Annotated in this window: 13 protein-coding genes; 9 read left to right on the top strand and 4 right to left on the bottom strand. The window is 62.1% G+C overall.

Going from position 1 to position 12066, the window contains the following annotated elements; all coding sequences use genetic code 11:
• Positions 1-118 precede the first annotated feature (118 nt).
• Positions 119-2467 (top strand): Tex family protein, encoded by a 2349-nt coding sequence (locus ACXZ1M_RS12825; RefSeq protein WP_459053530.1) that lies wholly within the window; start codon positions 119-121, stop codon positions 2465-2467.
• Between the two features lie 8 nt (positions 2468-2475).
• On the opposite strand, the gene ACXZ1M_RS12830 is transcribed toward ACXZ1M_RS12825, so the two are convergent.
• Both ACXZ1M_RS12830 and ACXZ1M_RS12835 read right to left on the bottom strand, forming a co-directional pair.
• Complete coding sequence (locus ACXZ1M_RS12830; protein WP_459053531.1) at positions 2476-2985, bottom strand: DUF2812 domain-containing protein; 510 nt, start codon at positions 2983-2985, stop codon at positions 2476-2478.
• Positions 2982-3302 (bottom strand): PadR family transcriptional regulator, encoded by a 321-nt coding sequence (locus ACXZ1M_RS12835; protein WP_459053532.1) that lies wholly within the window; start codon positions 3300-3302, stop codon positions 2982-2984. The genes ACXZ1M_RS12830 and ACXZ1M_RS12835 overlap by 4 nt, the downstream gene beginning before the upstream one ends.
• Positions 3303-3430: 128 nt before the next feature.
• Between ACXZ1M_RS12835 and grxD the strand changes: the two genes are divergently transcribed.
• Both grxD and ACXZ1M_RS12845 read left to right on the top strand, forming a co-directional pair.
• Complete coding sequence (grxD, locus tag ACXZ1M_RS12840; protein ID WP_008443113.1) at positions 3431-3742, top strand: Grx4 family monothiol glutaredoxin; 312 nt, start codon at positions 3431-3433, stop codon at positions 3740-3742.
• Complete coding sequence (locus ACXZ1M_RS12845) at positions 3735-4337, top strand: UbiX family flavin prenyltransferase (protein WP_459053533.1); 603 nt, start codon at positions 3735-3737, stop codon at positions 4335-4337. Before grxD ends, ACXZ1M_RS12845 begins: the two co-directional genes overlap by 8 nt.
• Positions 4338-4345: 8 nt before the next feature.
• On the opposite strand, the gene ACXZ1M_RS12850 is transcribed toward ACXZ1M_RS12845, so the two are convergent.
• Both ACXZ1M_RS12850 and ACXZ1M_RS12855 read right to left on the bottom strand, forming a co-directional pair.
• On the bottom strand, positions 4346-4516 hold the full coding sequence (locus ACXZ1M_RS12850) for a hypothetical protein (protein ID WP_175472684.1): 171 nt from the start codon (positions 4514-4516) through the stop codon (positions 4346-4348).
• A 227-nt stretch (positions 4517-4743) separates the two neighbouring features.
• On the bottom strand, positions 4744-5151 hold the full coding sequence (locus tag ACXZ1M_RS12855; protein ID WP_373992196.1) for a hypothetical protein: 408 nt from the start codon (positions 5149-5151) through the stop codon (positions 4744-4746).
• A 305-nt stretch (positions 5152-5456) separates the two neighbouring features.
• Here ACXZ1M_RS12855 and ACXZ1M_RS12860 point away from each other — a divergent pair, with 305 nt between their 5' ends.
• The 6 genes from ACXZ1M_RS12860 to ACXZ1M_RS12885 all read left to right on the top strand — a co-directional run bounded on the left by ACXZ1M_RS12860 (position 5457) and on the right by ACXZ1M_RS12885 (position 12056).
• Positions 5457-5849, top strand: coding sequence for a MerR family transcriptional regulator (locus ACXZ1M_RS12860; RefSeq protein ID WP_459053534.1), 393 nt, complete (start codon positions 5457-5459; stop codon positions 5847-5849).
• Positions 5850-5927: 78 nt separating this feature from the next.
• Positions 5928-7112, top strand: coding sequence for an isovaleryl-CoA dehydrogenase (locus ACXZ1M_RS12865; RefSeq protein WP_459053535.1), 1185 nt, complete (start codon positions 5928-5930; stop codon positions 7110-7112).
• A 104-nt stretch (positions 7113-7216) separates the two neighbouring features.
• Positions 7217-9037: a bifunctional isocitrate dehydrogenase kinase/phosphatase gene (gene aceK / locus ACXZ1M_RS12870; protein ID WP_459053536.1), complete on the top strand. Its 1821-nt coding sequence runs from the start codon at positions 7217-7219 to the stop codon at positions 9035-9037.
• The gene (locus tag ACXZ1M_RS12875) at positions 9030-10229 is read left to right on the top strand and encodes an acetyl-CoA C-acyltransferase (protein ID WP_459053537.1); all 1200 of its coding nucleotides are present in this window, start codon (positions 9030-9032) and stop codon (positions 10227-10229) included. The genes aceK and ACXZ1M_RS12875 overlap by 8 nt, the downstream gene beginning before the upstream one ends.
• A gap of 2 nt (positions 10230-10231) precedes the next feature.
• Positions 10232-10906 carry an SDR family oxidoreductase gene (locus ACXZ1M_RS12880; RefSeq protein WP_459053538.1) on the top strand — a complete coding sequence of 225 codons (675 nt, stop codon included), beginning with the start codon at positions 10232-10234 and terminating at the stop codon, positions 10904-10906.
• A gap of 22 nt (positions 10907-10928) precedes the next feature.
• The gene (locus ACXZ1M_RS12885; protein WP_459053539.1) at positions 10929-12056 is read left to right on the top strand and encodes an acyl-CoA dehydrogenase family protein; all 1128 of its coding nucleotides are present in this window, start codon (positions 10929-10931) and stop codon (positions 12054-12056) included.
• Positions 12057-12066 lie beyond the last annotated feature (10 nt).

Below are 12066 nucleotides of genomic sequence, written 5' to 3' on the forward strand. Positions count from 1 at the left end.
ATAAAACCTGCCTGGCAAAGTGGGCTTGCTCACGTTCACAGTCCTTTTGGGCTGTCAAGACTAGCAACTTTGTACCGATGTCGTATTATTCCGGGCTTGTCTGTCTAGGAATCACACCATGCTGCCTTCCATTGAACAACGTCTCGCCCTGGAACTTGTTGCCAAACCAGCCCAGGTTGCCGCCGCCATCGCCCTGTTGGACGAAGGCGCCACCGTTCCCTTCATCGCCCGCTATCGTAAAGAGGCGACCGGCGGCCTGGATGACACCCAACTGCGTCTGCTCGAAGAGCGCCTGCGCTACCTGCGCGAGCTGGAAGACCGCCGCGCCAGTATCGTGGCATCGATTACCGAGCAAAACAAGATGACTCCAGAGTTGTTAGATGCTGTCATGCACGCAGAAGACAAGACCCGGCTGGAAGACTTATATCTTCCTTACAAGCAAAAGCGCCGCACCAAGGCCCAGATCGCCATCGAAGCCGGCCTGGCGCCGCTGGCCGACGGCCTGCTGGACAACCCGGAACTCAACCCGGAAACCGAAGCCGGCAAGTACCTGCGCGAGGCGTTCACCACCGCCGACGGCAACAATCCGGGCGTGGCCGACACCAAGGCCGCGCTGGACGGCGCCCGCCAGATCCTGATGGAACGCTTTGCCGAAGACGCCACCCTGCTGCAGTCCTTGCGTGAATATGTGCAAGAGCATGGCATTGTTGAATCGAAGGTTATTGAAGGAAAGCAAGAAGAGGGCGAAAAGTTCGCCGATTACTTCGATTATTCCGAGCCGCTGTCCACCGTGCCGTCGCACCGTGCCCTGGCGCTGATGCGCGGCCGCCGTGAAGGCATCCTCGACGTCGCCCTGCGCCTCGACTCCGAGCCGGAAAAACCAAAATGGGACGCGCCGCACAATCCGTGCGAAAGCCGCATCTCGGCCCGTTTCGGCATCAAGGCCGCCGGCCGCCCGGCCGATAAATGGCTGACCGACACCGCCCGCTGGACCTGGCGCGTGAAGAGCTTCATGCACCTGGATACCGAGTTGATGGGCGCGCTGCGCGAAAAATCCGAGCTGGAAGCGATCAATGTATTCGCTACCAACTTGAAAGCCTTGCTGCTGGCGGCCCCGGCCGGCCAACGCGCCACCATGGGCCTGGACCCGGGCCTGCGCACCGGCGTGAAGGTGGCCGTGGTGGACGCCACCGGCAAGGTGGTCGATACCGCCGTGATCTACCCGCACCAGCCGAAGAACGACTGGGAAGGTTCGCTGCACACCTTGGGCAAGCTGGCCGCCAAGCACAATGTGTCGCTGATTTCGATCGGCAACGGTACCGCCTCGCGCGAAACCGACAAGCTGGCGCAAGACCTGCTCAAGCGCTTCCCTGATCAAAAAATGAGCAAGATCGTCGTCTCCGAAGCGGGCGCGTCGGTGTATTCGGCGTCCGAGTTCGCCTCCAAGGAACTGCCGGACATGGACGTGTCGCTGCGCGGCGCGGTGTCGATCGCCCGCCGCCTGCAGGATCCGCTGGCCGAGCTGGTGAAGATCGATCCGAAATCGATCGGCGTCGGCCAGTACCAGCACGACGTCTCGCAGACCCAGCTGGCGCGCACCCTGGACGCCGTGGTCGAGGATTGCGTCAACGCGGTCGGCGTCGATGTGAACACCGCCTCGGCGCCGCTGCTGGCGCGCGTGTCGGGCCTGTCGTCCTCGGTGGCGCAGGCCATCGTGACCTATCGCGACGTGAAAGGCGCCTTCGCCTCGCGCGCGGCGCTGAAATCGGTGCCGCGCCTGGGCGACAAGACCTTCGAACAGGCGGCCGGCTTCCTGCGCGTAATCGGCGGCGAAAATCCGCTGGACGCCTCGGCGGTGCACCCGGAATCGTATCCGCTGGTGGAAAAGATCCTGGGCGACATCAAGAAGGACATCAAGGCTGTGATCGGTGAAAGCGCGCTGATCAAGGGCTTGCAGCCGGCCAAGTACGCCGACGACAAGTTCGGCGTGCCGACCATCACGGACATCCTGAAGGAACTGGAAAAGCCGGGCCGCGATCCGCGTCCGGAATTCACCACCGCCACCTTCAAGGAAGGCGTGGAGGAAATCCGCGACCTGCGTCCGGACATGATCCTCGAAGGCGTGGTGACCAACGTCGCCGCCTTCGGCGCCTTCGTCGATATCGGCGTGCATCAGGATGGCCTGGTGCACATCTCGGCGCTGTCGAATACCTTCGTGAAAGATCCGCACTCGGTGGTGAAAGCCGGCCAGGTGGTGAAGGTGAAAGTGCTGGAGGTGGACGAAAAGCGCAAGCGCATCGCCCTGACCATGCGCCTGACGGACAGCGCGCCGCAAGCCGGTTCGCAGCCGCAGCAACGCGGCGATCGCAACGACCGCCGCGCCATGGGCCAGCAACAGAAGCAGCAAACCCGCGAGCCTGCGGTGGCCGGCAGCATGGCCGCCGCCTTCGCCAAGCTGCGCGGCTAAGGCGGCAACTACGCGGCCTTGAGGGCGACGATGCGCCGCCCCAGTTGCACCGCGCTGTAAGCGGCAATGGCGCCGATGCCCAGCGACACCCAGTTCAGCACGCTCAAGGCCAGCGGCGCGCGGCCCCAGTCGGCCCATTGCGCCAGCAACAGCAATTGCGACACCACCATCGCCAGGCAAGGAATCAGCAGGCGGCGATAACGGCGCAGCCGGTCGGCGGGGTCGGTGAAGATTTCCGGCACCCGTCCGTTCACTATCGGCTGGCGCCAGCAATGCCAGCCGCCGTGCGCAGCGACATACTCCCAGCCGGCATCCTCCAGCAGCCGGCGGTACTCGGGCTCGAAGTTATTGACGTGCAAGTCCCAACGATAGGCTACCTCGGCCGGGGCGCCGCGCTTGAAGGTATAAATATCGAGCCAGTTCCCCGCCTGCAAGTGCCAGCCCTGCGCCGCCATGGACTGCAACCAGGCGCCATGTTCCCGATCCTGCCACGACCACCACTGCCTGAACTTTTTCATTTACTCTCCTTCAGTCGCGCCGCACTATTGACCATGATTTCCAGCCGCCGCACCTGCTCGGCCAGCACCAGCTTGCCCAGATCGGTCAGCGCGTAGATCTTGCGCCGCTCCTCTTCCGCCACCTTGACGATCAAGGCCTGCTTTTCCAGCGTGCCGAAGATGCCGTACAGCGTACCCGGCCCCAGCACCACGCTACCGGCGCTCAAGGTTTCGGCCTGCTGCATGATGGCGTAGCCGTGCAGCGGCTGCTGGCTCAGCGCCAGCATCACATAGAACGTGGCCTCGGACAGGGGCAGGAAACGGGCGGGATCGGACATGTGTCGGCATTCGCTATATCGAGTATCGATATAGCGACTATACGCGGATTTTTTCGCTTGTCAAACACGGGGCAGGCGCATTTCTTATAAAATGCCGGTATTCCACATCTTTACACCTAGAGGCAGCTATGAGCGACGTACAAACCTGGATCAAAGAAACCGTGACCAACACCCCGGTGGTGCTGTTCATGAAGGGCACCGCCCAGTTCCCGCAATGCGGCTTTTCCGGCCGCGCCATCCAGATCCTGAAAGCTTGCGGCGTTGAGAACATTGCCACCGTGAACGTGCTGGAAGATCCGGAAGTCCGTCAGGGCATCAAGGACTACTCGAACTGGCCGACCATTCCTCAGCTCTACGTCAAGGGCGAGTTCATTGGCGGTTCGGACATCATGAACGAAATGTTTGAATCGGGCGAACTGAAAGCCCTGCTGGATGCCTGATCGGCCTAGACGCATTGTTATTGCCATCACCGGCGCCACCGGCGCGGTGTATGGCGTGCGTCTGCTGCAACATTTGCAACACACTCCTAACGTCGAGACGCATCTGATCGTCTCCGACGCCGCCATCCTCACCCTGCACCAGGAAACCGGCTTGCAGCGGCGCGAGGTGGAAGCGCTGGCCCACGTGGTGCACAAGGTGCGCGACGTCGGCGCCGCGATTGCCAGCGGCTCGTTCCAGAGCGACGGCATGATCATCGCCCCCTGTTCCATGAAAACGCTGGCGTCGGTGGCCCACGGCCTGTCCGACAACTTGATCGCGCGCGCGGCCGACGTGGTGCTCAAGGAGCGCCGCCGGCTGGTGCTGATGGTCAGGGAAACCCCGTTCAATCTCGCGCACCTGCGTAATATGACGGCGGTCACGGAAATGGGCGGGATTATCTTCCCGCCGCTGCCGAGCTTCTATCACAACCCGCAGAGTATTTCAGAGATGGTGGACCACACCGTGGCCCGCGTGATCGACCTGTTCGGGATCGAGCACGCACTGGCGCCACGCTGGGCGGGCATGAAGGGTGCCGCCGGCACGGACGCCGGCTAGGCCTGGGTTCAACGCTTGTCGAAATAAGAACTGCTGGCGCGCTTCAGTTCACGGGCTTCTTCCACCATGCGGCGTTGCGCGATGCGTTTGCGCATCACTTCTGCATGCTGGGCGGCACTCATGGGCGGGGCGGTCATCAAATCTTTCAGCTGCGCGGCGTTGCTGTAATTGCTTTTCATCAGACGGCTCAAAGCATGACTCCCGAAAAATAGGCCTGTCCTATTGTGCCTGAAATCGGGGGCGAAACTATGACAAATCGTAAAGATAGCGAAAATAAAAAGGGCGCTGCCGATGGCGCGCCCTGGTCCAAACAAAACGTGGAAAACCTGAATCTCGTTTCACGAAAATACGGCCGGGATGAGCAACTGGATAGTTGCAAATCCTCAGTAGTACTACGTAAAAATAACTACTTTTGGTAGTTAACCCGTACCAGCATGCGGATAAATTCCCGTGCGATCTGGCGATGATGTTCGTCCAGGCGCTGCAGATCGGCAATCAGCTTGACGTCGGCCGATTCAAAGCGCGACGGACTGGCGCCGCTGTCGGTGCTCGGAGCACCTTCTTCCGGACCGCCGAAGCGCAACCATTCGGCAGGCACGCCCAACCACTGAGCGATCATGCGCAGTTTTTCCTGGGTCGGAATCGCCTCTCCCACCAGCCATTTACGGGCTGCGTGGACGGTAATCGGCCGGCCGTCGAAGCGGATATTGAACTCGCGCGCCAGCCGGGTCGGGCTGTCGGGCGAGTAGTGGGCATTTTTTAAAGCCTGTTGCAGGCGCTGGCTAAAGCTTTCGCGTTCATTGGAAGAATTCATAATTGCACTATTTCACGTTGCGTCATGAAAGTCAGTTTCTGCGAAGCTGGGCTCATTTGTGACGTTATGGGATTTCAAAATTTACATTTTATCTTCCGGCAGGACAAACGTCAGCGAAAATGTACGGTGAATTTTATTCGGCAGCAGACAGCCTTCAGCCATCATCTCGCCTAAAAGGGAGAGCACGTAGCACGATACCATTTTGCACGCCCTCCGGTCACCTTCTGCCACCGACTCTACGTTTGATTGGTGGGATTCGCGCTACAATGTTTTGACGTTGACGTAAACGGAAATCCATCACAAAAATGTCCACCTATACCATTACCGAACTGGCCCGTGAATTCGACATCACGGCGCGCGCCATCCGCTTTTACGAAGACCAGGGCTTGCTGAGTCCGTCACGCGAAGGCGCCGGCGGCCGCAACCGCGTCTACACGGGGCGCGACCGCACCCGCCTCAAGCTGACCCTGCGCGGCAAGCGCCTGGGCCTGTCGCTGGCGGAAATCAAGAGCCTGGTCGACATGTACGAAACGCCCAAGGATTCCACCGCCCAGATGCAGCGTTTCCTGACGGTGCTGGCGCAGCACCGCGAAACGCTGGAGCAGCAGCGCGAGGACATCGAGATGTCGCTGGCCGAAATCCAGGCCCACGAAGACGAATGCAAACGCATGATGGCGGCGCAAACCGACCCCGCTTGACGCTTACTTGACGTTTACGTTAACGTCACATCGGCGTATCATGGGCGCTCCAGACAAAACACAAGAATCGAGGATGACATGCTCCATCTCCCAGGCCTGACCTTTGACCATGGCGAAGACATCGCCGCGCTGCGCGAAGCCGTGCAGCAGTTCGCCGCCGCCGAGATCGCTCCGCGCGCCGCCGAAATCGACCGCAGCGACCAGTTCCCCATGGACCTGTGGCGCAAGATGGGCGAGCTGGGCGTGCTGGGCATCACCGTGCCGGAAGAATACGGCGGCGCCAACATGGGCTACCTGGCCCACATCGTGGCGATGGAGGAAATCTCGCGCGCTTCGGCCTCGGTCGGCCTGTCGTATGGCGCCCACTCGAACCTGTGCGTCAACCAGATCAAGCGCAACGGCACCGAAGAACAAAAACAAAAATACCTGCCGAAGCTGATTTCCGGCGAATACATCGGCGCCTTGGCCATGTCCGAGCCGAACGCCGGCTCCGACGTGGTGAGCATGAAGCTGCGCGCCGAACTCAAGGGCGACCACTACGTCCTCAACGGCACCAAGATGTGGATCACCAACGGCCCCGACGCCGACGTGCTGGTGGTCTACGCCAAGACCGACCTGGAAGCCGGCCCGAAGGGCATGACCGCCTTCCTGATCGAAAAAGGCGCCAAGGGCTTCTCCATCGCGCAAAAGCTGGACAAGCTGGGCATGCGCGGCTCCCACACCGGCGAGCTGGTGTTTGAAGATTGCGAAGTGCCGGTCGAGAACGTGCTGGGTGGCCTGGGCAAGGGCGTCAACGTGCTGATGTCGGGCCTGGACTTCGAGCGCACCGTGCTGTCCGGCGGCCCGCTGGGCATCATGCAGGCGTGCATGGACGTGGTCGTGCCTTACATCCACGACCGCAAGCAGTTTGGCCAGGCCATCGGCGAATTCCAGCTGATGCAGGGCAAGATCGCCGACATGTACTCGACCATGATGGCGTCCAAGGCCTATGTCTACGCCGTCGGCCAGGCCTGCGACCGCGCCACCTCGCCGGAGCAGGTGCGCAACCTGCGCAAGGACGCCGCCGGCGCCATCCTGTACAGCGCCGAGAAGGCGACCTGGATGGCCGGCGAAGCGATCCAGACCCTGGGCGGCAACGGCTACATCAACGAGTATCCGGTCGGCCGCCTGTGGCGCGACGCCAAGCTGTACGAAATCGGCGCCGGCACCAGCGAAATCCGCCGCATGCTGATCGGCCGCGAGCTGTTCGCCGAGACGAAGTAAGATACAGCGTCGCTCCCGCGCAGGCGGGAGCCCATGCTGAGCTGGCGCTGCCGGCGTTCTATGGGTACCCGCCTGCGCGGGTACGACGCGGATACGGAACCAACATGACTCAGGCCGCTTTTCCGAAATTGCTGCGTTCGCAGATCGCGTTCGACATCGCGCGCACCATCCGCGACGGTTTCGACAAGCACTACCGCTTGTTCCGCGCAACCAGCCAGCAGGCCAAGCAACACTTCGAGGGAGGCGACTGGGCGCATGGACAACAGGCCGCGCGCGCGCGCATCGATTTCTACGACCAGCGCGTGCAGGAATGCGTGCAGCAACTGGAAGACGAATACGAACCGGCCGACCTGACCGATGAAGTGTGGCGCGAACTCAAGCTGCACTACATCGGCATGCTGTCCGACCACAAGCAGCCGGAGCTGGCCGAAACCTTCTTCAACTCGGTCTGCTGCAAGATCCTGCACCGCAGCTACTTCCACAACGAATTCATCTTCGTGCGCCCGGTGGTCTCCACCGAGTACATCGAAACCACCGAAGCGCGCCCGACCTACCGCGTCTACTACCCGGCGGCCGACGGCATGCACGCCACGCTCAAGCGCATCGTCGGCGACTTCGCGCTGGAGGCGAACTTCGCCAACCTCGCGCGCGACGCCGAACAGGTGGAGCAGCGCCTGACCGCCCTGTACGGCGCGGCGCGCATCGAACCGAATCACCAGATCCAGGTGCTATCGAGCCTGTTCTTCCGCAACAAGGGCGCCTACATTGTCGGCCAGATCATCAACGGCAACCGCGTGGTTCCCTTCGTGGTGCCGATCCTGCACAACCGCCACGGCGAGCTGATACTCGACACGGTGCTGTGCGATCCGGAGCAGATCGCCATCCTGTTCTCGTTCACGCGCGCCTACTTCCTGGTCGACATGGAAGTGCCTTCGGCCTACGTGCAGTTCCTGCGCGCGCTGATGCCGCGCAAGCCGCGCAGCGAGATCTACACCATCCTCGGCCTGCAGAAGCAGGGCAAGGCGCTGTTCTACCGCGACTTCCTGCAGCATCTGAAGCATTCGTCCGACCTGTTCGAGATCGCGCCCGGCATACGCGGCCTGGTGATGCTGGTGTTCGCGCTGCCGTCGTTCCCGTACGTGTTCAAGTTGATCAAGGATTTCTATCCGCCGCCGAAGGAAACCACGCGCGCCCTGATCAAGCAGAAGTACCTGCTGGTGAAACACCACGACCGCGTGGGCCGCATGGCCGACACGCTGGAATACTCGAACGTCGCCTTCCCGCGCAGCCGCTTCAAGGAGGAGCTGCTGGCGGAGCTGAAGCAGTTCGCGCCCTCGCAGGTGGAGGAAGACGGCGAACAAATCGTCATCAAGCACCTGTACATCGAGCGCCGCATGGTGCCGCTGAATATCTGGCTGACGGAAAAGGAACAGGACGAAGCGCAGCTGGAACACGGCCTGCTCGAATACGGCAACGCCATCAAGGAACTGGTGGCCGCCAACATCTTCCCCGGCGATATGCTGTACAAGAATTTCGGCGTCACGCGGCACCAGCGCGTGGTGTTCTACGACTACGACGAAATCGAATACATCACCGACTGCCAGTTCCGCGCCATTCCGCAGCCGCGCAACGAGGAAGAGGAAATGGCGTCCGAGCCATGGTATCCGGTCGGCCGGCACGATGTCTTCCCCGAGCAGTTCGGCAGCTTCCTGCTGGGGAATCCAAAGATCCGAAAATACTTCCTCAAGCACCACGCGGACCTGCTCACGCCGGAGTACTGGCAAGCGCGCAAGCAGCGTATCGAACAGGGCGTGGTGGAAGACGTTTATCCTTATCCGCAGCACCTGCGTTTCTCGCACAAGAATTTGTCGAACATCCCGGCCGTTACTACGCCACCCTTTATGGAGACCTTAGAAAATGAATGATCCTATCGTAATCGTCGGTGCAGCCCGCACCCCCATGGGCGCCTTCCAGGGCGACTTTTCCTCCAAGTCCGCCCACGACCTGGGCGCGGTCGCGATCCAGGCCGCCGTCGAACGCTCCGGCATCGACGGCAAGCTGGTGGAACACGTCTACTTCGGCAACTGCCTGATGGCGGGCCAAGGCCAGGCGCCTGCGCGCCAGGCCCTGTTGAAAGCCGGCCTGCCGACGTCCACCGGCGCCGTCACGCTGTCCAAGATGTGCGGCTCGGCCATGCAGGCCGCGATCTTCGCGCACGACCAGCTGATCGCCGGCAGCGCCGACGTAGTCATCGCCGGCGGCATGGAGTCCATGACCAACGCGCCCTACCTGATTCCGAAAGCGCGCGGCGGTTACCGCATCGGCCACGGCATGATGTTCGACCACATGATGTACGACGGTCTGGAAGACGCCTACTCGCGCAACGAGAAAACCGGCGAAGGCCGTTCCATGGGCACCTTTGCCGAAGAGTGCTCGGCCAAGTACGAATTCACCCGCGAGGCGCAGGACAACTTCGCCATCGAATCGGTGAAGCGCGCGCAAGTCGCCACCAGCGAAGGCTACTTCAAGTGGGAAATCGCACCGGTCACCGTGAGCTCGCGCGCCGGCGACACCGTCATCGACAAGGATGAAGGCCCGCTCAAAGCCAAAGTGGAAAAGATCCCGACCCTGCGCGCCGCGTTCAAGAAAGACGGCACCATCACCGCCGCCTCGTCCTCGTCGATCAACGACGGTGCCGCCGCGCTGGTGATGATGCGCGAATCGAAGGCCAAGGAACTGGGCCTGACGCCGATCGCCCGCATCCACGGCCACGCCACCTTCGCCCAGGAACCGAACCTGTTCACCACCGCACCAATCGGCGCGGTTGAAAAGCTGTACAAGAAAATCGGCTGGAGCAGCAAGGACGTCGACCTGTTCGAGATCAATGAAGCCTTCGCCGCCGTGCCGATGGCCGCCATGCGCGACCTCGACATCCCGCATGAGAAGGTCAACATCCACGGCGGCGCCTGCGCGCTGGGCCACCCGATCGGCGCATCGGGCGCGCGCATCATCGTCACCCTGCTGGGCGCACTGAAGCGCACCGGCGGCAAGAAGGGCGTGGCGGCGCTGTGCATCGGCGGCGGCGAAGCGACCGCCATGGCCGTGGAACTGGTGTAAACATGCCGACCGCACTCATCATCGGCGCCTCGCGCGGCATCGGCCTGGCGCTGGTAAAACAATACCGCGCCGACGGCTGGCGCGTGATCGCCACCGCGCGCAAGCAGGAAGACTGCGATGCGCTGGCGGCGCTGGGCGCGGAACCGCACAAGCTGGACGTGACCAATGTGGAAGCGGTGGCCGGCATCGGCTGGAAGCTCGATGGCGAAGAGCTGGATGTCGCCATCCTCAACGCCGGCGTGTACGGCCCGCGTCACGACGGCTTCCCGACGGATGCGGACTTCAACGCGGTCATGCACACCAACGTTCTGGCGGCCATGCGTTTGCTGCCGGTGCTGGCTCCGATGGTGTGTGCTGCGCGCGGCAATGGCAAGCTGGCGGTGCTGTCGTCGCGTATGGGATCGCTGAGCGAACGCACGTCGCCGGCGGGGTCGCTGTACCGCGCCAGCAAGGCGGCACTGAATTCAGTGCTGATCGACACGGCGCTGACGTTCGGCAAACAGGGCGCCACCTGCGTGGCCTTCCATCCGGGCTGGGTCCGCACCGACATGGGCGGCGAAGGCGCGGATATCTCGGTGGAAGAAAGTGCGGCAGGCATCCGCAATACGCTGGCGGCGCTACCCGCGTCCGAGCTGGCGGTGTATCGCAACTACGATGGCACAACCATCGGCTGGTAAAAAATAGAATAGAAGAGACGACATGATACTGAGCCAGGAACACGAAATGATCCGCGACGCCCTGCGCGCTTTTGCGCAGGAGCGTCTCGCGCCCAATGCGGCCCGCTGGGACAAGGAACACCACTTCCCGAAAGAAGAACTCAAGGAGCTGGCCGCGCTGGGCGCCTTCGGCGTCGCCGTGCCGGAAGAACTGGGCGGCGCGGGCATGGACTACGTGTCCCTGGCCTTGGTACTGGAAGAAATCGCGGCGGGCGATGGCGGTACCTCGACCGTCATCTCTGTGAATAACTGCCCGGTATGCAGCATCGGCATGATGTATGCGAACGCGCAGCAAAAGGAACAATGGTTGCGACCACTGGCGCAAGGTGAGATGCTGGGCGCCTTCTGCCTCACCGAACCACACACCGGCAGCGACGCCGCCGCCCTGCGCACCACCGCCACGCGCGATGGCGACCACTATGTGCTCAACGGCGTGAAGCAGTTCATCACCAGCGGCAAGCATGCCGACGTGGCGATCGTCATGGCGGTGACCGACAAGGCGGCCGGCAAGAAGGGCATCAGCGCGTTCTGGGTGCCGACGTCTACGCCGGGTTACATCGTGGCCGGCATCGAACAGAAAATGGGCCAGCACTCATCCGACACCGCGCAGATCCTGTTCGAGAACTGCCGCATCCCGGCGGAGAATTTGATCGGCGAGGAAGGCCAGGGCTACAAGATCGCCTTGTCCGGCCTGGAAGGCGGCCGCATCGGCATCGCCTCGCAGTCGGTGGGCATGGCCCGTTCGGCATACGAAGCGGCGCTGAGCTACGCGCGCGAACGTGAAAGCTTCGGCAAGCCGATTTTCGAGCATCAGTCGGTGCAATTCAAGCTGGCGGAAATGGCGATGCAGATTGAAGCGGCACGCCAGCTGATCCTGCACGCCGCATCGATGAAAGACGCCGGCCTGCCATGCTTGAAAGAGGCGGCGATGGCCAAGCTGTTCGCCTCCGAAATGGCGGAGAAGGTTTGTTCGGACGCGATCCAGATCCACGGCGGCTACGGCTACGTCAGCGACTTCCCAGTGGAACGAATCTATCGCGATGCCCGCGTATGCCAGATCTACGAAGGCACCAGCGACATCCAGAAAATCCTGATCGCCCGCGCCCTCTAACCCGTCGTTC

This window comes from Duganella paludis, assembly GCF_054461335.1.

Coding starts and splice junctions, on each gene's coding strand:
- ACXZ1M_RS12825 (WP_459053530.1), top strand. CDS start 119: ATGCTGCCTTCCATTGAACAACGTCTCGCCCTGGAACTTGTTGCCAAA.
- ACXZ1M_RS12830 (WP_459053531.1), bottom strand. CDS start 2,985: ATGAAAAAGTTCAGGCAGTGGTGGTCGTGGCAGGATCGGGAACATGGC.
- ACXZ1M_RS12835 (WP_459053532.1), bottom strand. CDS start 3,302: ATGTCCGATCCCGCCCGTTTCCTGCCCCTGTCCGAGGCCACGTTCTAT.
- grxD (WP_008443113.1), top strand. CDS start 3,431: ATGAGCGACGTACAAACCTGGATCAAAGAAACCGTGACCAACACCCCG.
- ACXZ1M_RS12845 (WP_459053533.1), top strand. CDS start 3,735: ATGCCTGATCGGCCTAGACGCATTGTTATTGCCATCACCGGCGCCACC.
- ACXZ1M_RS12850 (WP_175472684.1), bottom strand. CDS start 4,516: ATGAAAAGCAATTACAGCAACGCCGCGCAGCTGAAAGATTTGATGACC.
- ACXZ1M_RS12855 (WP_373992196.1), bottom strand. CDS start 5,151: ATGAATTCTTCCAATGAACGCGAAAGCTTTAGCCAGCGCCTGCAACAG.
- ACXZ1M_RS12860 (WP_459053534.1), top strand. CDS start 5,457: ATGTCCACCTATACCATTACCGAACTGGCCCGTGAATTCGACATCACG.
- ACXZ1M_RS12865 (WP_459053535.1), top strand. CDS start 5,928: ATGCTCCATCTCCCAGGCCTGACCTTTGACCATGGCGAAGACATCGCC.
- aceK (WP_459053536.1), top strand. CDS start 7,217: ATGACTCAGGCCGCTTTTCCGAAATTGCTGCGTTCGCAGATCGCGTTC.
- ACXZ1M_RS12875 (WP_459053537.1), top strand. CDS start 9,030: ATGAATGATCCTATCGTAATCGTCGGTGCAGCCCGCACCCCCATGGGC.
- ACXZ1M_RS12880 (WP_459053538.1), top strand. CDS start 10,232: ATGCCGACCGCACTCATCATCGGCGCCTCGCGCGGCATCGGCCTGGCG.
- ACXZ1M_RS12885 (WP_459053539.1), top strand. CDS start 10,929: ATGATACTGAGCCAGGAACACGAAATGATCCGCGACGCCCTGCGCGCT.